This is a genomic window from Streptomyces sp. NPDC091281 (assembly GCF_044757425.1).
Taxonomy (GTDB): Bacteria; Actinomycetota; Actinomycetes; order Streptomycetales; family Streptomycetaceae; genus Streptomyces.
In genome coordinates, this window is the sequence record NZ_JBIVUY010000009.1 from 258,209 (window position 1) to 278,745 (window position 20,537).

General features: G+C 71.1%; 20 protein-coding genes. 8 read left to right on the forward strand and 12 right to left on the reverse strand.

The window, feature by feature from the left end; all coding sequences use genetic code 11:
• Positions 1 to 26: 26 nt before the first annotated feature.
• From ACIQPQ_RS24175 to ACIQPQ_RS24195, 5 genes are all read right to left on the reverse strand, one after another.
• Positions 27 to 1,727: a CotH kinase family protein gene (locus ACIQPQ_RS24175; RefSeq protein WP_401306971.1), complete on the reverse strand. Its 1,701-nt coding sequence runs from the start codon at positions 1,725 to 1,727 to the stop codon at positions 27 to 29.
• The gene (locus ACIQPQ_RS24180; protein WP_401306974.1) at positions 1,727 to 2,404 is read right to left on the reverse strand and encodes a DUF4956 domain-containing protein; all 678 of its coding nucleotides are present in this window, start codon (positions 2,402 to 2,404) and stop codon (positions 1,727 to 1,729) included. The genes ACIQPQ_RS24175 and ACIQPQ_RS24180 overlap by 1 nt, the downstream gene beginning before the upstream one ends.
• Positions 2,401 to 3,270 (reverse strand): polyphosphate polymerase domain-containing protein, encoded by an 870-nt coding sequence (locus ACIQPQ_RS24185; RefSeq protein WP_401306975.1) that lies wholly within the window; start codon positions 3,268 to 3,270, stop codon positions 2,401 to 2,403. Before ACIQPQ_RS24185 ends, ACIQPQ_RS24180 begins: the two co-directional genes overlap by 4 nt.
• Before the next feature lie 198 nt (positions 3,271 to 3,468).
• Positions 3,469 to 4,944, reverse strand: coding sequence for an aldehyde dehydrogenase family protein (locus ACIQPQ_RS24190; RefSeq protein ID WP_401306978.1), 1,476 nt, complete (start codon positions 4,942 to 4,944; stop codon positions 3,469 to 3,471).
• Between the two features lie 76 nt (positions 4,945 to 5,020).
• Positions 5,021 to 5,956, reverse strand: coding sequence for an alpha/beta hydrolase (locus ACIQPQ_RS24195; protein WP_401306981.1), 936 nt, complete (start codon positions 5,954 to 5,956; stop codon positions 5,021 to 5,023).
• Between the two features lie 62 nt (positions 5,957 to 6,018).
• Here ACIQPQ_RS24195 and ACIQPQ_RS24200 point away from each other — a divergent pair, with 62 nt between their 5' ends.
• Positions 6,019 to 6,921, forward strand: a complete 903-nt coding sequence (locus tag ACIQPQ_RS24200) for a LysR family transcriptional regulator (protein WP_401306984.1) — start codon at positions 6,019 to 6,021, stop codon at positions 6,919 to 6,921.
• A 73-nt stretch (positions 6,922 to 6,994) separates the two neighbouring features.
• Here the strand turns inward: ACIQPQ_RS24200 and ACIQPQ_RS24205 are convergent, their stop codons facing one another.
• From ACIQPQ_RS24205 to ACIQPQ_RS24235, 7 genes are all read right to left on the reverse strand, one after another.
• Positions 6,995 to 8,995 (reverse strand): ABC transporter ATP-binding protein, encoded by a 2,001-nt coding sequence (locus tag ACIQPQ_RS24205; RefSeq protein WP_401306987.1) that lies wholly within the window; start codon positions 8,993 to 8,995, stop codon positions 6,995 to 6,997.
• Between the two features lie 412 nt (positions 8,996 to 9,407).
• Complete coding sequence (locus ACIQPQ_RS24210; protein WP_401306990.1) at positions 9,408 to 9,944, reverse strand: hypothetical protein; 537 nt, start codon at positions 9,942 to 9,944, stop codon at positions 9,408 to 9,410.
• Entirely contained in the window at positions 9,910 to 10,170 is a 261-nt protein-coding gene (locus ACIQPQ_RS24215) for a hypothetical protein (protein ID WP_401306992.1), read from the reverse strand. The genes ACIQPQ_RS24210 and ACIQPQ_RS24215 overlap by 35 nt, the downstream gene beginning before the upstream one ends.
• Positions 10,127 to 11,659, reverse strand: coding sequence for a hypothetical protein (locus ACIQPQ_RS24220; RefSeq protein WP_401306995.1), 1,533 nt, complete (start codon positions 11,657 to 11,659; stop codon positions 10,127 to 10,129). Before ACIQPQ_RS24220 ends, ACIQPQ_RS24215 begins: the two co-directional genes overlap by 44 nt.
• Positions 11,656 to 12,372, reverse strand: a complete 717-nt coding sequence (locus tag ACIQPQ_RS24225; protein WP_401306998.1) for an ATP-binding cassette domain-containing protein — start codon at positions 12,370 to 12,372, stop codon at positions 11,656 to 11,658. Before ACIQPQ_RS24225 ends, ACIQPQ_RS24220 begins: the two co-directional genes overlap by 4 nt.
• Positions 12,373 to 12,479: 107 nt before the next feature.
• Entirely contained in the window at positions 12,480 to 12,812 is a 333-nt protein-coding gene (locus ACIQPQ_RS24230) for a hypothetical protein (protein WP_401307001.1), read from the reverse strand.
• A gap of 80 nt (positions 12,813 to 12,892) precedes the next feature.
• Positions 12,893 to 13,165: a response regulator transcription factor gene (locus ACIQPQ_RS24235; protein ID WP_401307003.1), complete on the reverse strand. Its 273-nt coding sequence runs from the start codon at positions 13,163 to 13,165 to the stop codon at positions 12,893 to 12,895.
• A gap of 448 nt (positions 13,166 to 13,613) precedes the next feature.
• On the opposite strand from ACIQPQ_RS24235, the gene ACIQPQ_RS24240 reads away from it, so the two are divergent.
• The 7 genes from ACIQPQ_RS24240 (at position 13,614) to ACIQPQ_RS24270 (ending at position 20,530) form a co-directional block, all read left to right on the forward strand.
• A complete protein-coding gene (locus tag ACIQPQ_RS24240; protein ID WP_401307005.1) occupies positions 13,614 to 14,243 on the forward strand; it encodes a DJ-1/PfpI family protein in 630 nt (209 codons plus the stop codon).
• 261 nt (positions 14,244 to 14,504) lie between these two features.
• Positions 14,505 to 14,765, forward strand: coding sequence for a hypothetical protein (locus ACIQPQ_RS24245; protein ID WP_401307008.1), 261 nt, complete (start codon positions 14,505 to 14,507; stop codon positions 14,763 to 14,765).
• Positions 14,762 to 17,062, forward strand: coding sequence for a heavy metal translocating P-type ATPase (locus ACIQPQ_RS24250; protein WP_401307010.1), 2,301 nt, complete (start codon positions 14,762 to 14,764; stop codon positions 17,060 to 17,062). Before ACIQPQ_RS24245 ends, ACIQPQ_RS24250 begins: the two co-directional genes overlap by 4 nt.
• A gap of 8 nt (positions 17,063 to 17,070) precedes the next feature.
• On the forward strand, positions 17,071 to 17,673 hold the full coding sequence (locus tag ACIQPQ_RS24255) for a copper chaperone PCu(A)C (RefSeq protein WP_401307013.1): 603 nt from the start codon (positions 17,071 to 17,073) through the stop codon (positions 17,671 to 17,673).
• Positions 17,674 to 17,897: 224 nt separating this feature from the next.
• Positions 17,898 to 18,680: a hypothetical protein gene (locus ACIQPQ_RS24260; RefSeq protein WP_401307016.1), complete on the forward strand. Its 783-nt coding sequence runs from the start codon at positions 17,898 to 17,900 to the stop codon at positions 18,678 to 18,680.
• A gap of 212 nt (positions 18,681 to 18,892) precedes the next feature.
• Positions 18,893 to 19,525: a sigma-70 family RNA polymerase sigma factor gene (locus ACIQPQ_RS24265; RefSeq protein ID WP_401307018.1), complete on the forward strand. Its 633-nt coding sequence runs from the start codon at positions 18,893 to 18,895 to the stop codon at positions 19,523 to 19,525.
• A gap of 249 nt (positions 19,526 to 19,774) precedes the next feature.
• On the forward strand, positions 19,775 to 20,530 hold the full coding sequence (locus ACIQPQ_RS24270) for an aspartyl/asparaginyl beta-hydroxylase domain-containing protein (RefSeq protein WP_401307021.1): 756 nt from the start codon (positions 19,775 to 19,777) through the stop codon (positions 20,528 to 20,530).
• Positions 20,531 to 20,537: the final 7 nt, after the last annotated feature.

Here is a 20,537-nt window from a genome sequence, read left to right on the forward strand (position 1 = left end):
CGCGGTGCCACCGGCCGGGCCCCGGGTCAGCCGGTGACCTGCTTGTCCTTCGCGAGCGCGGTGGTGCGCTGCGTGACTGTCGTGCGGAGTTTGTCCACGGTCTCGTCGAGCGCCTCGGAGGAACCGGCGGCGTCCCGTGCCTGCTCCGCGATCTCGTCCAGGGCGTCGGTGGCGGCACCGGAGCCGTAGAGCTTCGCGTACAGCTTCTTGTACGCCTTCTTGTAGACGGCGTCGAAGGCGTCCGAGTCGAGGAAGCGCTGCTTGAGGGGGTGCCCGCTCATGCCCGAGCGGCCTCCACCGGCCGCACCGTTCCCGCCGCCCGGCGCGCCCTCCGGCATTCCTTCCGGCAGGCCCTCGGGCAATCCCTCCGGTGCTCCTTCCGGCATGCCTTCGGGCATTCCCTCAGGCATCCCCTGACCGCCTCCGCCGCCGCCGGGGAATCCGCCGCCCATCCCGGTTTCGTCGTCCGGGCCCGCGGTGGCGTCGCCGCTGAAGGTGAGGTTGTAGTCCCAGCCCAGGACGGAGAACTTCTTGGTGTCCAGGTCGTACCGGAGCAGGTAGTTCTTGCCGGGACCGGCGATGTCGTCGAAGTTCAGGAGCAGGTTCTGGGTGGCGACGTAGTCGGCGAGCGAGTCGACGTCCACGTGCTGGTCCAGGTCCTCCTCGAACTCCTTGTCGGACGCCTCGTTCACCCACTTGATCAGCTTCATGACCGGCTCCAGGTCCTGGCTGCCGATCTTGTTGAGCTGGCGGAAGGACGTCTCGTACGTGGAGGGATCGTCCCCGCGGTACTCGAAGCTGCCGCCCGCCCGTGCCTTGTACAGCACCCCGTCACCGTCCGAGACGGACTCCGCGTACTCGGTGTCCGGGTTGTCGACCATCAGGCGCGTGGCCGCGGGGCGGTCGTCGACCTTGACCGAGGTGAAGCTGTACGCCTCGGCCGGCTGGCCCGAGGTCTTCGTCAGGGACGACGACAGCGCTTCGTTGAGAGGCAGTTGGTCGTTGCTGCCCGGCCGGAGCGAGATCTCCCGCTCGCCCTGGTAGGCGCGTCCCTCGACATACTCGTCGATCTTGATGAGCCAGGGCAGCTCCTCCGGCCTGTCGGCGGAGAGGTCGTAGTCGACCATCCCGCCCGGGCCGCCGCCGGCACCCTGACCGCCCGCGGTGGCGCCGGGACCGCCGCCAGTCGCCTGGCCGCGGTCCCGGCCCCCGCCCGCACCCTGTCCGGGTGCGGGCGGGTCGCCCTGGCCGGCATCGGCGCCGGGCATCCGCCGGCCGCCACCGGGCATGCCCTGGCCGCTGCCGCGCAGGGACGAGAGAGTGGAGTTGCCTTTGAGGCGGAGGCCGACGTCCTGGAGGTGGACGCCGTCGATGGTCAGATCGGCCTCGATGAACTCCTTGGTGCCTTCGTCCTCGAACTCCTTCATCATCTTGTCGAACTCGACCTGGTCGTAGCTCAGTCGGATCGAGTGCGACACGGAGGCGTCGTACAGGTCGACCGTGCCGTCGACGTTCTCGGTGATGGGGTCGGCCTCCACGCGGGACGAGGAGGTCACGTACGGGGAGACGCGGGCGTCCCCGAAGAAGCAGACGGCCACGGCGAGGCCGGCGCAGAGCGCTCCGGCCGGCCTCCAGTGGTGCCGCAGCCGTACCGGCAGGCGGTGCTTCCACCGCCGCCCGCGTGCCGCACGCGGTGCGTCGTCCGGTGTCACAGCGTCGCCGTTCATCACAGATCGGTGGTGTCGTAACCGGTCAGGACCGTCACCCGCTGCCCCGATGTGCGCTGCTGGAGCGCGGACACCAGATCACTCGGCTCGGCCCCCTTCTTCAACCGCACCGTGTAGAACACCTCGGTCAACGCCCCGCCGCGGATCGTCTCGGTACTCACCAGCTCGAACTCGGTCGTGTACTTGATCAGTACGTCGCTGATCCCGGGCGCGTAGTCCTCACCGGCCGGCACCTGGACCTTGACGACCTGCCGCTGGACGTTCAGCGCGAACCAGTTGAACTTGTGCATCACGAGCACGACCACGCACACCACCACGGCCCCGACCGCGGCCAGCGTGTAGAAGCGGGCACCGCACGCCATGCCGATCGCCATCGCCAGGAAGATGAAGCCGACGTCCCGCGTCTCCTTGATCGCGTTGCGGAACCGGACCACGGACAGGGCACCGACGAGCGTGAAGGCCCGCGCCAGGTTGGACCCGACGACCAGCATGATCAGCGCCACGATCATGCCGACGATCACGAGGGTCTGGACGTAGGACTGGCTGTAGGACACGTTGCGGTGCGTGTACCGGTACGTGTAGCCGATCACCGTGCTCAGGATGAACGACAGCGCCATCGCCGCCACGACATCGGCGACGCTGAACGTCCCGCTGAGTTCCTGCAGATCGAAGTTCACTGTGCTCCTGCTTTCAGCAGCGTGTGCGGCTGCTGCTCGTCGGGGGTGGGGGCGGGAGGCGGGCAGTCCGCCTCGTCGACGTGGAAGACCGAGCGCGGGGCCAGGCCGAACGCCTCGACGGACTGCACGTACTTGGAGATCCGTACGAGGTTGAGGTTGCGCCGCGCGGCCAGGTCGGTGATCCAGTGCGGGGTGCGCTCGTTGACCTTGACCTCCATCACCGACATGTGCGGCGGGATGGTGAACCGGTTCTCCGGGGTCCGGACGCCGAAGTGGAAGTCCCGGTCACGGCCGCGGACCCGGCGGTCGAAGGTGACCCGCAGACCGGTGTCCGCGTCCCGCCCGACCAGGGCCTCACGCTGGTAGCCGGTGATGGCGGTCGGCCGGAGATTCAGGCGTACGACGAGTTCGAGGACCTCCTGGACGAAGGCGCTCTCCTTCCCCGAGTGCTCGACCATCGCCCGCTCGTCGCACAGTTGCCGTGCCACGCCGTAGGGGAGGGTGATGCGCCGCTTCTGCGTGACCCGGTTGACCCGCTGCTTGATCTCCACGCAGACCGGTGACTCGTCGGTGACCGTGTCCAGGTTGCCGTAGTGCCTGATCCGCAGCTTGCGGCGGAACTTCAGACCCTCGATCTTCTCCCAGTAGAAACGCAGCTGCGGAGTGTCGTAGTACAGGCTCCACACGCCGTACCCGCCGACCGGGCTGTTCAGATCGCGGTCCATCCGCTCACCCAGCTCATCGCGGATGGCGGCCGCCTCCTCGACCGGGACGAGATACTTCAGCTCGAACCGGTTGAACGCGTGCAGCCGACTGGCCACGTGCAGCGGCTGCCCGTCTCCCTCTGCTCCTGCGTCTTGCGACACCAACGCCTCCTCCTCAAACGGACCGGCAGTGCCGGCGGGAGGAAACGCAACCAACGGCGCCTGAGGAGGCCATGAGAATCACGGGTTGATTCCAGGAGTATCGAAAGTGGCCTGAAAGTGAACAGCCGGGGTCGCCGTCGGGCGTCGGGCGATGACCGAAGGTCACGTCCGCCGGAGGCGGAGGCGTGGACCGGCCGCTCAGGAGGCGTAGATGTCCGTGACCGCCCGCCACTGCGGGACCGGTGCCAGGCCGGTGGGGAAGCGGATCATCTTCGTGGTGGTGAACGCGCGCAGGGTCTCGATGGCGTGCTCGCGGCCGTAGCCGCTGTGCTTGGTGCCGCCGAAGGGGGTGCCGAGGACGCCGCGGAAGTAGTTGTTGACGAAGACCATGCCGACGTCCAGGCGCCGGGCCACCCGGAAGGCGGCGGCGCTGTCGAGGCCGTAGACGGCGGCGAGCAGCCCGTACTCCGACGCGTTGGCGATCTCGACGGCCTCGTCCGGCGAGGAGAACGCGGTGACCGTGACGACCGGGCCGAAGATCTCCTCGGTGGCGATCCGCATGTCCGGGGTGACCGAGGTGAAGAGGGTGGGCGGGACGTAGAACCCGTCGGCCAGCGCCGGATCGTCGGGCAGCGCGCCCTGCGCGGTGATCGTGGCACCCTCCGCCAGGCCCGCGCCGATGTGGTCGAGCACCCGCTGCCGCTGCGCCGCGGAGACGACCGGGCCGACGTGGGTGGCCGGGTCGGCGGCGTGGCCGGTGCGCAGCGCGCGCACCCCCTCGGCGAGGCGCGCCACGAACGCGTCGTGCACGTCCCGGTGGACGAGGACGCGGGAGGCCGCCGTGCACGCCTCGCCCTTGTTGTAGAAGGCGCCGTCGAGGGCGTCGCGGGCCGCGGCGTCCAGGTCGGCGTCGGGCAGGACGATGAAGGCGTTCTTCCCGCCGAGTTCCAGCAGGGCCGGGGCGACCCGGTCGGCTGCGGCGTGGGCGACCGCGCGGCCCGCGGCGGTCGAGCCGGTGAACGACACCATCCGCACCAGCGGATGTCCGGCCAGCGCGCGCCCCGCGGCGGCCCCCGTGCCGGGGACGACGTGCAGGACGTCCGGGGGCAGCACGGTGTTGAGGAGTTCCACGATGCGCAGCGCGGTCAGGGGAGCCTGCTCGCCGGGCTTGAGGACGACGGTGTTGCCCGCCGCGAGGGCCGGGGCGATCTTGCCGCCGGTGTGGATCGGCGGCCAGTTGAACGGGATGATCCCGCCGACCACGCCCAGCGGCTCGCGCACGGTGGAGGTGTAGATGGCCCCGGAGTCGTAGAACTCGCCGGGCAGTTTGTCGACGAGGCTTCCGAAGAAGCGGAGTACGCCGATGAGGAACCCGACGTCGTGCAGCCGCGCGTCGGCGACCGGCTTGCCGTTCTCCTCGGAGACGAGGGCGGCGAGTTCGTCGGCGTGGTCGGCCAGCACGTCGGCACCGCGCAGCAGCAGCGCGGCCCGTTCGGCGGGGGCGCGCCACCGCCAGTCCGTGGTGAACGCGTGGTGCGCTGCCTGTACGGCGGCGTCGACCTCGGCCGCGCCGCCGCCCTGGACCGTCGTGATGACGGCGCCGGTCGACGGGTTCTCGACGGTGAACCGGTCCGCGGCGTCGGCGGAGGACCAACGTGTGGTGGTGAGGGTCATGGGAGGAGAACTTCCTGTACGTGGGGAGGGGTTGGTGTGGGCGGAGAGGTCCGCGGGGGTGGTGGGGAGGCGCGGATCAACGGGGGACGGAACCGGTCACGTCGGCGACGAAGGCGGTGACCCGCCGCAGTGCGGCGTCCCCCTCGTCCAGCAGCGCGGCGAAGGCCTGGAACAGGTGCGGGACACCCGCCGTGACGTCCAGCGTGACGTCGACGTCGTCCCCGGCGGCCCGCGCCGCGAGCCGGACCGCGTCGTCCAGCAGCAGCTCGTGCGACCCGGCCTGGATCAGCAGCGGCGGGAGGCCCCGCAGCTCCGCGAAGACCGGGCTGATCAGCGGATCGGCCGCGTCCGCCCCGCCGACGTAGTCCCGCGCCCGCACCCGCACCGCCGACGGCGTGAACGACGGGTCCACGGCCGTCTTCCCCGTCATGCTCGACCCGCTCAGCGTCAGATCCGCGTACGGCGAGAACAGCACGGCCGCCGCGGGCAGGGGGAGCCCCGCGTCACGCGCCGCAACCAGCAGCGCCGCCGCGAGACCGCCGCCCGCCGACTCACCGACCACGACCAGCTCCCCGCCGCCGGAGACCGCCGAAGCCGGCGAGGCCGCCGAGGCCGCGGAGGACTCGGCCACGGCGCGGTAGGCGGCCAGCGCGTCCTCCAGCGCCGCCGGATACGGGTGCTCCGGCGCGAGCCGGTAGTCCACCGACAGGACCCGCATACCGGTGCGCCGGGCGACGTCCGAGGCAAGCCCCGCCGACGTACGGGGCGAACCGAACACGTAGAAGCCGCCGTGCAGCCACAGCAGCGTCCCGCGCGGCGTGACCCCGTCCACAGTGATCTCCAGGACCGGCACACCGCCCAGGGTGCCGTCGGTGAGGGACACATCGTCGGGCAGCGGCCGGGAGGTGAGCATCCGGGTGAAGACCTCGCGCTGCTCCCGTGGGTCCCCGTCCACCTGGAGGGGACCGGTGCGGAACAGGGTGTCGAGCGCCTGGCGTTGTTCTTGACTCATGAGAAGAGCCTCGTCCGACCAGGGACTATGCCGCAATGGGTGATCTCGCATACCGTGTATGCGTGCCACGCATAGAGTCGGTCGACCTCAACCTCCTGGCCCCGCTGCACGCCCTGCTCCAGGAACGCCACGTCTCCCGCGCGGCGGCCCGGCTCCACATGAGCCAGCCGTCGATGAGCCGGGCCCTGCAACGCCTGCGGGCCACCCTCGGCGACGAACTCCTCGTCCGCGGCCCCCGCGGCTACCAGCTCACCCCCAGAGCCGAACGCGTCCAGGCCGAACTCCAGCTCGCGCTCCCGCGCCTGGAACACGTCTTCTCCGGCGAGGTGTTCGACCCGGCGACCGCGGCCCGCGCCTTCCGGCTCGCCGGAACCGACTACACGATCTCGCTGCTGAGCGGCGCCCTCCTCGGCCGGATCCTCGAACAGTCACCCGGCTCGACGGTCAACTTCTCCCGCTGGCACCACGCCATGTTCTCCGACGTCGAACACGGCCTCACCGACCTGCTGATCCACGGCGGCACCCCGCCCCCGCCGCTGCGCTCCCGCAGGCTGTTCGCCGAGGGCTACTCCTGCCTGGTCTCCGACCGCCACCCGCTCGCCCGCTCCACCGCCCCGACCCTCGACGAGTACCTCGACTGCGCGCACATCGTCATCGACGTCATCGACGGACGGCAGGGCCACGTGGACCGCTGCCTGGACGCACTCGGCCGCCCGAGGCGGGCCACGGTCACCGTGCCCTACCACGCGGCGGCCGCCACCGCGGTCCCGGACAGCCTGCTGATCGCCACCCTGCCCACGAGCTACGCCCGCCGCCACGTGACCCCCGGCGCCACCACCCTGCTCCCCGCACCCGACGAGATCACCCCCATGAACTACGCGATGACCTGGCACCCCCGCCTCGACGACGACCCGGCCCACCGCTGGCTCCGCGACACCATCACCGCGGCACAGGAGGCTAGTTGACGCGCCGCCGATCCTTGACGTGCCGCGCGACGACAGGGTCTTCGCCCCCGTCCCGTCGGCCGCGCAGCCGTGTTCATCCGCCTGTCTCCTCGGCGGAGGCGGCCGGGGCGCGGTAGCCGCTGGCCTGGAGGGTGAACATGGCGGCGTAGTCGCCGTCCAGGGCCATGAGTTCCTCGTGCGAACCCGACTCCACGACGCGTCCCGCGTCGAAGACGTAGATGTGGTCGCAGGCGACGACGCTGGCCAGCCGATGGGAGATCAGGACCGTGATCCGGTCCTTGCGCAGACGGTCACGCAGGACCGCCTCGTACACGGCGTGTTCGGACGGCGGGTCCATGCTGGCGGTCGGCTCGTCCAGGAGCAGCAGCACCGACCCCTGGTAGAGGCCGCGGGCGACGGCGATCTTCGCCCACTGCCCGCCCGAGAGCTGCTGGCCTCCTTTGAACCGCTTGGACAGCAGGGCCTTCCACTGATCGGGCAGAGCGGCGATGACCGTGTCGGCTCCGGCGGCACGTGCGGCGGCCATGGCCCGCCTCGGTTCGACGTGGGTGAGCGTGCCGGTGCCCGCGACGATGTTCGAGAGCGCGCTGAACGGGAAGCGCACGGGGTCCTGGAGCACACAGGCGACCTGCTGGTGCACCGAGTGGGCGTCCATCTCGCGCACATCGACGCCGTCCCAGCGGACGCTGCCCTCCTGCGGCTCGTACAGACCGGCCAGCAGCTTGGCGCAGGTCGACTTGCCCGAGCCGTTGAGACCGACGAACGCAACGGTCTGCCCGGCGCGGAGGGTGAAGGACACTCCGTCGAGGGCGGGCCGGTCCTTGCCCGGATAGGAGAAGCGCACGTCGCGGACGGCGATCTCCTGGACGTGGTCCGGTGCGCGAAGCTCCGACGTGCGGGGCAGGAGGCGCCGACTGCGGTCCTGCACGGCGAGGAGGTCATCGACCCAGAGGGCGTGCTCGTAGACGAGGTGGCCGACCTCGATGAGCCGTGTGAGCGCCGACTGTCCGGCCTGGATGGCGAGGACGGCGCCCGCACCCGCCGCCAGGGGGAGCCATCCCGCGATCAGCATGGCGGCGAGCGCGGCGTAGGTGACGCCGGTGCCGACGCCGCCCACGGCCCGGCCCGCCAGGTTGAGCAGGGCGGCGTGCACCCCGAGACGGGTGTCCTCGTCAGCGATCTTGCTGGTCAGCCGCCGATGTTCGTCCAGCAGCGCGCCCTGGGCCGTGTCGGCACGCAGTTCCGCGGCGGCGTCCACGTCGAGCAGCAGCCAGGAGAACACCCGCACGCGGCGTTGGAGCGCGTTCCACCGTTTGAAGGAGTGGAAGCGGGCGCGGGCGCTGCGGACGGCGGCGACGCCCACCGGGAGGACGGACAGCAACAGCAGCGGCAGCAGAGCGGGGTGGAGGACGCTGAGCACGCTGGCGGTACCGATGAGGGCGAGGGCCGCCGAGGCGAGGGAGACCACCTGCCCCACGATCATCCGCGCGTAGAAGAGCCCGCGGTCATTGGCTCGGTGCACCTCGTCGTGCCAGTCCGCGTCCTCGACCGCCTCCAGCCGGACGTGCGCGGTGAGGTGGAGGAACTCACATTCCAGCCTGGTGCGGATCTTGGGAGTGACCCGTGCCTGAGCCACTGAGACGGCAGTGTCGAGCAGGGACCGGGCGGTGAGGAAGCCCGCCACCAGGAGGATCTGCGGGACGGCGGCACGGACCCGGTCGGGGGTGGGGCCCTGGGCGAACAGGTGCTGCAGCACGCCGACCGAGGCGATCAGACCGAAGGCCGCCATGGCGGCGGACGCGAGCTGGCAGGCGATGGCCGTGAGAGTGGCCGTGCGGTCGGCCTGCCACGCCATCCGGCCGATCAGCGCGGTGATCCTGGGCAGTCGTGCGAGGACCTGACGCACGGTGGCACTGGCGGCGGCACCGTCGTGAACGGACCAGTACGCCTCTTCGAGAGCGTCGGTCGGGTCGTCGTCCTCCGGACCCGCCGGCACCGTGGTGGGCGGAGGAGGCAGCGGGGCGGACCGCGGGCCGGGAACGCCGCCGGTGGCTGCCTCGGCGGGGCTGTTCATGCCGTCCACCCCTCTTTCGCACGCGCTGAGCGAGACGCGCCGACGGCGCGGCGGACAGGCCGCGGGACGCCGCCGCGGCAAGCGGGTTCGTGCCGATCGGGTGAGAGGAGAAGATGCGAGAGGGGAAGAGGCGGCGGCGCGGCGGAGGGACAGCGGTGCATGACGGCCTCCAGGAGTCGGTGTTCCTGCGGTTCATGGCGTTCAACGAGGACACCCGCCGGTTCGAACACATGTATTTCGGACGGGCTGTGAAGCCAGTGAGGCAAGGGAAGTTCCTGGCTGTCGCGTACACCGACCCTTGCCGGGCCGGGAAGCCGTCCGGAGCGCGGATGGCCGAAACGCCGAGGACCGCGGCACGGTCCTGGGGGAAGCGGGAGAGGAGGACGCCGACAGCGAGGGCGGTTGCCGGCGCTCATTCGCTGTCGTCGGGCTGCTGCCTCCGGAGCGCGCCGTGGCTGTGCCACAGGGCTCGGCCGTCACCGAAGGGCGGCAGCAGGAACGCGATGTGCGCGAGGTACCACCAGGCCAGGTTCCGGTCGAGGTCGGCGACCCACAGAAGGGCACCCACCGCGACGCAGGCAGCCGGACCCGCCAGGGCCACCACGGCCGTCTGCCGTGCGGTCATGGTCCCTTCCGGGATGACCGACGTGCGCCACGCTGTCCGCTCGATCGTGAGGTGAGTGACCGTGCGGATCCGTTTGAGGACGACGACATGGGCCGACTCGTGCAGGGCGAACGAGGCCGCCAGGCCCAGGGCGGCCGGTTCGACCAGCAGCGTCCATGCCATCTCGGCCGGAACCGGGTCACCGGAGCGCGCCCGCCAGGCCAGAGCCGCGGCGAGGAGGACACCGGCGAACGCCAGCAGCGGCCACACCTGGGCGGCCACCGCCCAGCCGACGGTACGGACCTTCAGATCAGGTGCCGGGCTTCTCGCGGAGGAGCTGGTCACGGCGCTCCTTCAACCCCCGGTAGATGATCTGGACCAGCGTCAGGACGACGGTGAGCACGAGGAACAGGACGATGATCGGGACCGGGTTGTCGACGCCGGTGGTGATGCCCGTCGCCCCGTTGTCCTTCTCCACCGTCTCGAACACCATCGATCCGAAGAACGCCTTCCGTTCACCGACCTCGTCACTGCCCGTTGAGAACATGAGGGCGAGCAGGGTCGCCGCCACCGTGACCAGCGTGAGCAGCGCGGCCCCCAGGGCGGCTTTCACGACCGACCGTGCCTTGAGCATTCCTTCTCCTCGACTCGCTTGCGTGGATTCCTTGTACCGCGTACCAGACGAACGCGACGGCCGCCCCGGCGAGACAGGCCGTCACCGCCCAGGGGGGAAGGCTGAGCAGGCCCAGCGCGATCACCGACAGGCCCAGAACGATCACGACCACGGACAACCCCAGAAACACCGAGAACGGATTGTCCTTCTCTGCCGGGAACACGATGCTGATGCACGTGGTCACGACCGCGCCGCCCATGCAGGAGGCCAGGGCCACGCCACTGGAGAGCAGCCGGTCGGGGTGGACCGCCGTCGTGATCGCGAGCGCGGGCACGGCGAACACGACGAGCAGAACCAGTTGCGCCCTGATGAGCCGCGCGTAGACCCGCCAGGCCGCTTCCCGCGCGCCGGGCAGCATCCGCAGCGGCTGGGTGGCGGTGAACTGGTACAGGCCACCGAAGGACAGGGCAGCGAGGCCCCACAGGGGGTTCATCGAAGGTCTGGCCAGCAGCAGGTAGACGAACACCGCGACCGCCATCGCGGCGGCGGCCACGGTCTGCGCGCTGCGCAGCAGACACCAGTCGTAGGGCCCCAGGACGCTCCGCAGCCGCACACTTCCGGGCACTTTCAAGTAGCGGGACTGCCGTACGTGCTGGTTCGGGGCGAGGGCGAAGGTCAGGGCGATCAGCAAGGCCGACAAGGCCACCGCGGCGGCGAGGGTGAGCCAGGGCCCGTGCTCGTTCCACGACCAGGACACCGACGTGGCCCACGTGTACTCGGTCCGCTTGCTCAGATACGCGCCGGAGAGGTCCTGGACCATCAACGTCATCTGCGCGGAGTAGAAGGCCAGCACGGCGAACAGGACGAGCACGTTGAGGACGCCCGCAATCCGGCTGAGCCTGATCAGCATCCACATCCGGGTCAGCAACTGGTACAGCACCGACAGCACCAGGTAGGTCAGGGCGACGGGAAGGACGACCGAAGCCGTGATGTGGGCGATCGCGGACGGACCGAGGAGGATCAGCGCGCTGACGGAGAGGGAGACCAGACCGGCGGCGGCCACGAGGGCGGTCATCGCCGCTTCGTACATGAGGAACGCCATCGAGCGTTCCCGGTTGGTGACCGGTAACTGATAGCTGAGGCGGAGCATGCCCTCCGCGTTGATGAACAACACCTTCACCAGCAGAAACGCGATCTGCACCCACAGCAGGAGGGACACCGTCGAAGTGTCGAACAGCAGTCGCCACACGGCGGCTTCGTCGGCCAGGGGGCGCAGGAAGAAATAGGCGGCGGTGCACATGACGCCCAGGAGCAGCGCGGACGCCACCACGACGAACACTCTGACCGGGGTGGACTTCAGGACTCCTGCCCGCAGCACACGGCGGCGGAAGAAGACCAGCAGCATCCGGGCCAGGACGGCGGACTGCTTCAGCCGGACCGCCGTCATCGCTGGGAGGTTTCGAGGTGGTGGAACACCATGGCGGACAGCGATCCGTGTTCCTCGACCAGATCCTCCGTGGGCTCGTCGCACACCACATGGCCCAGGTCGAGGAAGAGAGTCCTGTCGGCCAGGCGCTCCAGCACGGCGAAGTCGTGCGTGCAGAGAAGGATCGAACGCCCCGCGTCGCGGACCCGCCGGAACTCTCTCTCGGCGAGATGTAGTGCTTCGAGGTCGATGCCGTTGAGCGTCTCGTCGATGACGGTCAGCGGCCGGCGCATGACGAGCGCGGACACCAACTGCGTCTTCTTGCGCATGCCGTGGGAGTAGTCCTCGATGAGATGGTCGTAGCGGCCTTCCATCGAGAACCTGCGGAACAGGCCGATGACCTCGTCGTGGTCGACAGTGAGGTCGAACAGTTTGCCGATCATGGAGATGTACTCGCGGGCGGTGAGGAATTCGGGCAGGTAGTCGTTGCTGGACAGATACATGCCCAGCTTTTTCGCCTCGGGCCGGGTGTGCTCGTGATCGCCGATCCGGATCGTTCCGGACTGCAGGCGCACGAGGTCGAAGATGTTCCTGATCAAGGTGGACTTGCCCGAGCCGTTGGGGCCGACAAGACCGACGATCGTGCCTTCCTCGACCGTGAAGGACACGTCCAGGAGGACGTTGACAATTCCGTCGTAGGAGTAGCTGACGTCGTTGACATTGAGGAGAGACACTGTCGCGTTGATCCTTTGTCGAGTCGGTCGATCAGGGCGGTGCCCAGGGAGCCCGAGTCCTGTCCGGCGGGCTTCCTGGGCACCTGGCGCACCCAGCCGTCAGGTGGCTATACGCATTCGGCGCTGACCTTCAGGCCGAAGTTCTTGAAGGACCAGTTGCCGGTGAACCTCTTGCCCTTCACCGTCACGCACCAGATGACCAGACCGGCGAAGATGGTGGCGCCGAGGGCGAGGATGACGGCGGTGAAGACCAGGAACCACGCGTCGTAGCGGACGAGGCCCTTGTCGACCTTCGTCCTGATCGACGTGATGGCCCGCGCGGGAGCCGTGGTCGCCGCCACGTACGCGCCGATCGACGCGTTCGTGTAGGCGCTGACGGCCTTCGCCTTCACCGATTCGTCGGCGGCTGTCGGTTCGCTTATCAGAGTGGACGCAGACACAGTTGTTCTCCCCTGTGGTTGAAGTCGACCCGATAATGCTGGCATGTCCCCGATAAGCGGTTCTAGTGTCCTTAAGGGCACTACGGAGGGCGCTTCCCGAATATCGCGATGACGGCCGCTTCGGCCCGCGACGTGATCTCCAGCTTGACGAAGACGCTGGTCACATGCTTTTTCACGGTCCGCTCCGTGATACGGAGGCGGCCCGCGATTACCGTGTTCGAATGGCAGTCGCCCAGCGCGGCGAGAACCTCCAGCTCGCGCTCCGTCAGAAGAGACAGGTCGGCGGCACGCGCCCATGGCGGGATGCGGAACCTCCCGCAGCAGGTGTCCTGAATCTCTTCGTGATCATTCAATCTGTCTGATGGCAGTCTCAATTGCGACCCCCCGTGACGGCGGACACCCGCCCGCTCGTTCAACTGCGCGCGACCTCGGCGGCTTGGTCAGATCCGCCAGTCGTAACGGTCACCGTAGGCAGAGCACGTACAGCGGGGCAAGATAACCGTGCGCATTGGCGCCAATGCGACCCTCGGGTTCAGCCCGGCGGAATCATGGACGGACCAGTGCGCGCGCACGCCTTGCGTGTCGATTTTCCCGGAAGTCAGCGAGAATTGAATGCGCCGGGGATCGCGTTTCTTGAGTCACTAGTGGCCGAAACACGACGACCCCGGAGTTGAGACTCGGCCGCGCCTGTCCCCGCGACGCAGCCGCGCCCGTCCCGGCCACGCCGACGGAGAAGCGGACCGGCGGACCGGCGGGCGGTACCGTGCTGGGCCCCGTCGGAGTGTCCCGAGGAGTCGGACCATGCAGACCGCGATCGTTCTCTATCCCGGATTCACCGCGCTGGACGTGATCGGCCCCTACGAGGTGCTCGGCCGTCTCCCCGGCGCCGAGACCGTGTTCGTCGCCGAACGTCCCGGCCTTGTCCGCAACGACCTCGGCGGTCTCTCGGTGGACGTCGTCACCGGCCTCGACGACGTACCGCGACCGGACGTCGTCATCGTCGGCGGTGGGCCGGGGCAGGCGGAGCAGATGTCCGACGGGCCGCTGCACACCTGGCTGCGCACCGTCGACCGCACCGCCGACTGGACGGTGTCGGTCTGCACCGGCTCCCTGATCCTCGCCGCCGCGGGCCTCCTCGACGGGCGTCGCGCGACCTGCCACTGGGGAGCGCTGGAGCAGCTCGCCGGATTCGGGGCGACGCCCACCGACGAACGCGTCGTCGTGGACGGCCACTACGTCACGGCGGCCGGGGTCTCGGCCGGCATCGACATGGCGCTGACCCTGGCCGGGCGCATCGCGGGCGACGACGTCGCCCAGGCCGTCCAGCTTCTCGTCGAGTACGCGCCCGAACCGCCGTACCGCTCGGGGTCCCCGGCCACCGCCCCGAAGGAGATCGTCGAGCGGCTGTTCACCCTCCTCCCGAACGAGTGACCGTCACCGATGACCGATGACCGATGACCGACGAGCCGGACGCCACGGACGGCGGGGGAGGGCGGCCCGGTGGGGCGGTTCCCCCGGGGCGGCGAGGCGCGCCTCGGACCCGGACGGGTGACGCACCGTCAGACACGTGTGACGTGCCTCACGATGGGTCGCCGGAACTCGGTGGGCGGGCCCCCCGACTACTGGAGCGACATCGCTGCACCTGCCATCTTTCTCTCGCAGGACGGTTCGACGCGACCAGGAAGGCCGGGTATGGCCGACATCCCGTTGTCCCCCCGCTCCACCGGCGGGACCCTCCGCAGATTCCTTCCCCCGCCCGCGCTCTGCGGCTTCCTCCTGCTGCTCGTGCTCCTGGGCGCCTTCTCCTACGCCGTCGGCTCGACGGCGGGCCCGGTGGCGCCCGGCATGCACGGCACCGGGGACACGGGCGGCGGGGGCGGCGGTCACGACGGCGGTGACGGCGACGGCGGCACGGACGACATGCCGGGCATGAACCACGGGGCGGGGCAGTGACGGCGGGCGAGGCGACCGGCAGCCTCGTGATCACCGACCTCACCGTGGGCGGCATGACCTGCGCCGCCTGCGTCCGCCGCGTGGAGAAGAAGCTCGGCAAGCTGGAGGGCGTCACCGCCACGGTCAACCTCGCCACCGGCCTCGCCCGGGTCAGCCATCCGGCCGACGTCGCCCCCGAGGACCTGGTGACCGCGGTCGAGCAGGCCGGGTACGAGGCGGCCCTGCCGGTGCCCGAGAAGCCCGACGCGCCCGAGGACGAGGCGGCCGGGACCGACGAGGCGGCCCGCCGCGAGCGGGAGCGGCTTCTGGTCACCGCGCTGCTGTCCGTCCCCGTCCTGGTGCTCTCGATGGTCCCGGCGCTCCAGTTCCGCAACTGGCAGTGGCTCTGCCTCATGCTGGCCGCCCCCGTCGCCGTCTGGAGCGCCTGGCCCTTCCACCTCCGCGCGCTGCGGGGGCTGCGGCACTCCTCGGCCACCATGGACACCCTCGTCTCGCTCGGCGTCGCGGCCTCGTTCTCCTGGTCGGTGTACGCGCTGTTCCTCGGGGGAGCGGGCGAGCCCGGCATGCGCATGCCGTTCACCCTGGTGCCGTCCGCCTCGGAGGGCATCGCGCACCTGTACCTCGAAGCGGCGGTGAGCGTCCCGCTGTTCGTGCTGACCGGGCGGTACCTGGAGGGCCGGGCCCGGCGGGGCACCGGCGCCGCCCTGCGGTCGCTGGCCGAACTCGCCACCAAGAAGGTCTCCGTGCGCGACGCGGGCGGCGAGCGGTCCGTCCCCATCGAGCAGCTGCGGGTGGGCCAGGTCTTCGTCGTCCGCCCCGGAGAGCGCGTCGCCACCGACGGGCGGGTCACGGAGGGCAGTTCGGCCGTGGACCTGTCCCTGGTGACCGGCGAGAGCCGACCGGTGGAGGTCTCACCCGGCTCGGCCCTGGTCGGCGGAGCCGTCAACGCGGGCGGACTGCTGCTCGTCGAGGCCACCGCGGTCGGCGCCGACACCCAACTGGCGCGCATCACCCGCCTCGTCACCGACGCCCAGGCCGGGAAGGCGCGCGCGCAGCGCCTCGCCGACGCCGTCGCCGGGGTCTTCGTCCCCGTCGTGCTGGCCGTCGCCGTGACCGTGCTGGGGTTCTGGCTCGGCGCCGGGGCCGACCCGCAGGCCGCGCTCACCGCCTGTGTGGCCGTCCTCGTCGTGGCCTGCCCCTGCGCCCTCGGCCTGGCCACCCCGACCGCCCTCATGGCCGCCACCGGACGCGGCGCCCAACTGGGCGTGCTGGTCCGCGGACCCCAGACGCTGGAGGCCCTTCAGCACGTCGACACCGTCGTCCTCGACAAGACCGGCACCCTGACCACCGGGCACATGACCGTGGCCCACGTCACCGCGCTGCCGGGCACGCTCGGCGAGGCCGAGGTGGTGGCCCTGGCCGGGGCCGTGGAGCAGGGCTCGGAACACCCACTGGGGCGCGCCGTCACCGCGTACGCGCGCCGGACCGGCTCGGGCGATCCCCTGCCGGAGGTCACGGAGTTCACCGCGGTGCCGGGACACGGCGTACGCGGCCTGGTGGACGGCCGTACCGTCGAGGTCGGCGCGCCCGACGAGAAGCTGCCCCGCGCCCTCGACAAGGCGCTCGCCGCCGCCGAGGAGGCCGCGCACACCCCGGTCCTGGTCAAGGTCGACGGCCGGGCCAAGGCCCTGATCGCCGTCGGGGACCTGGTGCGCCCCGGCAGCTACCGGGCCGTCGACCGGCTGCGGCGCCTCGGCATCCGTCCCGTGCTGGCCACCGGCGACCGCAAGGCGCCCGCCGACGCCGTCGCCGCGACGCTCGCCATCGACGAGGTGCACGCGCGCTGCACACCCGAGGCGAAGGCCGCCCTCGTACGGGAACTGCGGGAGCAGGGCTACCGGGTCGCGGTCGTCGGCGACGGCGTCAACGACGCCGCCGCGCTCGCCGCCGCGGACCTGGGCATCGCCATGGGCAACGGCACGGACGTCGCGATCGGCGCGGCCGACCTGACGCTGGCGCGCGGGGACATCGAATCGCTCGTCGACGCCGTCCTCCTGGCACGGCGCACCCTGGGCACCATCCGGGCGAACCTCGTGTGGGCCTTCGGCTACAACGTCGTCACGGTGCCCCTCGCCATGGTGGGCCTGCTCGATCCGATGGTCGCCGCCGCCGCGATGTCCCTCAGCTCGGTGCTGGTGGTCGCCAACAGCCTGCGCCTGCGCGGCTGGCAGCCCTCTCCCGGCCGCACCACCGGCGCCCGGGGCGGCCCGCGGCGCGGGAAGGCCGGTGTCCGGTGAGGAACCCCATGAAGGAGCTGAAGGAGCTGAAGGAGCCGAAAGAGCCGAAGGAGCTGAGGGGGCTGAGGAGGCTGAAGGGGCTGAACAGGTTGCTGTCGTCGGCGGAGCCCGACCGGCGGCGCCTGCGGGACGGCGCCCTCGCCACGCTGGTGCCCGTCGCCGCGTGCAGTGTGGCGCTGGCCGGGCTCACCACGTGGGTGGGCGCGGGCCGGGCCGGCAGTCCGGCGCGCATCCAGGTCACCGAGGGGATGGTGCTGCTGCCGTCCGCCGGGGTCCCCGACACCGCCGCGTTCTTCCGCATCGCCAACGAGGGCGGCTCCGCCGACGCCCTGGTCGGTGTCACCGCGTCCGGTCTCTCCGGCGAGGTGACGCTGTCCCGTCACCTGATGCGGGAGGGGAACGCCGCCTCCCGGTCCCAGGTCGACTCGGTCTCCGTCGGCGCGGGCGACACCCTCGCCATGGCGCCGAGTTCGGTGGACCTGACGGTGCCGGTGCCCACGCAGACGTGGCGCACGGGCGATCTTGTGCCGTTCACCCTGGAGTTCCGGCGCAGCGGCCGGGTGAAGGTCCTGGCCGTCGTGGTCCGGCCCGGCACGGTGTCGTTCCCGTAGAACCGCGAGGTGTCGTTCCCGTACAACCGCACGCTTGTCGTTCGGCGTAGAACCGGCACGGTGTCGTTCGGCGTAGAAGCAGAGCACGCCGTCGTCCACGACCACTCTCCGGTTCCCGGCCCGTGGCATGACGAGAGTCACGGTGCGCGCGGTGAGTCGGGGGGCGGGGCCTTGTACGTACCCCCTGATGACGACCAGACAGCGGGTGCGAGGATGAGCGGGCTATGACTGTCCGAGGGTGGTGCCGCACGACGCGGGCCGGCGTGTTCGCCGCCGTCTGCGTGCTGCTCGCCGCCCTCGGCCACGCCACGATGTCCGCGACCCCCGTGCCCTGGTGGGCCATGGGCGCGGGCGCGGCGGGGACCGGTGCCGTCGGCTGGCTGCTGGCGGGCCGGGAGCGGGGCCGGACGCTGATCGTGGTGGTCGTGACCGCCGCGCAGGCGGTGCTGCACGAGACCTTCACCCTCGCCCAGAAGCTCGCCCCCGCGACCGCGTCGCCCGTCGCCTCCGCCGCGGACGCCGCCCACGCCCTGGACCGGGGCGCCGCGGGCTCCCCGCACACCGACTCCATGGCGACGGACTCCCTGGGCGGCATGGGCGGTATGGACATGGGCGGCATGGACATGAGCCATGTGGCCCATGCCGCGCACGCCTTGGGCGGTACGGGCGCGGGGCACGCCGCGCACGGCATGAGCGGCCTCGGCCCCGCGCACGACATGGCGGGGATGGAGGGCATGTCGTCGTTCGGCATGTTCGCCGCCCACCTGCTGGCCGCGCTGCTGTGCGGTCTGTGGCTGGCCCACGGCGAACGGGGCTTGTTCCGCGTTCTGCGGGCCGCCGCCGCCCGCCTGGCGGCACCCCTGCGGCTGCTGCTGGCCCTGCCCGCGCCGCCCTTCCGCCCCGTCGTGCGCAGGCGCCGCGACGCCGCCTGCCCGGCCCCCGTACGGCGGCTGCTGTGCTCCTCCCTCACCTTCCGCGGTCCCCCCGCCGGCGTCGCTGCCCACTGAGGCAGCCGGAACCACCGGGGCCCTTCCCGCAGCGCGTCCCGCGGCGCGACCGCCCGCGGCGCACGCGCGCACCCCTCGACCCGGCGCGTCACCGCGCCTCCTGACGGGCCCCGGGCACCGCCGTACCCCCACGGGTACGGACGCCACCTTGCGCCGGTGACCCGTGCCCCTTCGCGGGCCGGTCCCGGAAGACCCGAGAAGGACATCACGTGATGATCTCTGTCCTGCCCGCACCCCGGACGGACCACGTCCGGGCGGAACAGATCCGGGCGGAACGCGCCCGGTCGGACGTCTCCGCCACCGCCTGGGCCCTCGCGGCCCGCGGCGGCGACCCCGTCGCGGCCGACCGCTTCGTCCGGGCCCTGCACGACGACGTACTGCGCTACGTCGCCCACCTGTGCGGCGACCCCCAGTCCGCCCACGACCTGACCCAGGACACCTTCGCGCGGGCCCTGGGGAGCCTGCACCGCTACGAGGGCCGCGCCTCGGCGCGTACCTGGCTGCTGTCCATCGCCCGCCGCGCGGTCGCCGACAGCCTGCGGCGGGCCGCGGTCCGGCCGAGGATCGCGGACACGGTGGACTGGTCGCTGGTGATGGAACGGGCCCAGCCGTGCGACCTGCCCGGCTTCGACGAGGGGGTGGCCCTCGTCGACCTGCTGGAGTCCCTGCCCGACGAGCGCCGTGAGGCGTTCGTGCTGACCCAGGTGGTCGGACTGTCCTACGAGGAGGCCGCCGGGTTCGCGGGCTGCCCCGTCGGCACGATCCGCTCCCGTGTCTCCCGCGCCCGCGCCACCCTGGAGCGGATGCTCCAGGAGGCCGAGGCGCCGGGCGCCGCGGCGGTCTGACACGCCCCGCCCTCCGTCGTCACCGGGTTCCCGGCGGTGCGCGCCCCCCTCACAGGGACGGGCCGCCGGGAACCCGGCCGTCCGCGGGGCCCCCGCAGCGCCTCTCCACGTGAACGCCAAGGGTTCCAAGTCCGCGACCGGCGCACGCAATTGGCCGGAAGGCGTGGGAACTCCCCGGCTTCTTCACCCGACTACTACAACGACGTCGGCCCGGCAGCCGACCAGGTCGCAGCACCAGGAGGGGCCCGCGTGACACCCGAGATGGAGACCGCCTTCGCGGCGATCAGGGACGAGTACGGCCCGGCGTCCCTGGCGCGCGTGGAGCGGATGCTGGAGCCGGGCGGCGGAGCGCTGCGCCACCCTCTCCAGAAGGGGGCGAAGTGGATTCTTCCGGGCCTGTCACCCACGCCGTGGCACGACCCCTACGGCCATCCGGAGATCGCGCCCGTCGTGGCCGCGTTCGAGGACGCGCACCCCGCGATCAAGAAGGAACTGGCCGACGCCTGGGCGGGGCGCCGCGAGGTGTTCTCGGACTACGAGCACTACCTGACCCGCCAGGAGGACTGGCAGGCGCTCCACCTCTACCGCGACGGGGGCCTCGTCGCGGAATCGGCGGACACGATGCCCACCGCCCACGGAGTTCTCCGGGAGTTCGCCGTGGAGACGGACGCGATATGTCCGCTCCTGGAATGCCATTTCTCGACCCTGCTTCCGGGTGCCGTCATCGCACCCCATTGCGACCTGTGGAACTTCAGTATCAATCTCCATCTCGCCGTGGACATTCCGGACGGGTGCAGTATCACGGTGGCGGGTGAGACCCGCTCCTGGGAGGAGGGAAAGTGCCTGCTCTTCGACTACTCCTTCGAGCATGAGGCGCGCAATTCCGGGGAGCGGCCCCGGACCTGCCTGCTCGTGGATCTCTGGCATCCGGAGACCACTCTTCCCGAGCGGCGGGCGCTGACCGTACTCATCACCGAGGTCAGGCGTCTCATGGGAGACGCCTGACCAGCTG

What these genes read in the sequence shown, in the direction of transcription:
- ACIQPQ_RS24240 (WP_401307005.1), top strand. Translation starts at nt 13,614, where the DNA reads ATGCAGACCGCGATCGTTCTCTATCCCGGATTCACCGCGCTGGACGTG.
- ACIQPQ_RS24205 (WP_401306987.1), bottom strand. Translation starts at nt 8,995, where the DNA reads ATGAACAGCCCCGCCGAGGCAGCCACCGGCGGCGTTCCCGGCCCGCGG.
- ACIQPQ_RS24260 (WP_401307016.1), top strand. Translation starts at nt 17,898, where the DNA reads ATGACTGTCCGAGGGTGGTGCCGCACGACGCGGGCCGGCGTGTTCGCC.
- ACIQPQ_RS24195 (WP_401306981.1), bottom strand. Translation starts at nt 5,956, where the DNA reads ATGAGTCAAGAACAACGCCAGGCGCTCGACACCCTGTTCCGCACCGGT.
- ACIQPQ_RS24190 (WP_401306978.1), bottom strand. Translation starts at nt 4,944, where the DNA reads ATGACCCTCACCACCACACGTTGGTCCTCCGCCGACGCCGCGGACCGG.
- ACIQPQ_RS24255 (WP_401307013.1), top strand. Translation starts at nt 17,071, where the DNA reads ATGAAGGAGCTGAAGGAGCTGAAGGAGCCGAAAGAGCCGAAGGAGCTG.
- ACIQPQ_RS24220 (WP_401306995.1), bottom strand. Translation starts at nt 11,659, where the DNA reads ATGACGGCGGTCCGGCTGAAGCAGTCCGCCGTCCTGGCCCGGATGCTG.
- ACIQPQ_RS24245 (WP_401307008.1), top strand. Translation starts at nt 14,505, where the DNA reads ATGGCCGACATCCCGTTGTCCCCCCGCTCCACCGGCGGGACCCTCCGC.
- ACIQPQ_RS24175 (WP_401306971.1), bottom strand. Translation starts at nt 1,727, where the DNA reads ATGAACGGCGACGCTGTGACACCGGACGACGCACCGCGTGCGGCACGC.
- ACIQPQ_RS24265 (WP_401307018.1), top strand. Translation starts at nt 18,893, where the DNA reads ATGATCTCTGTCCTGCCCGCACCCCGGACGGACCACGTCCGGGCGGAA.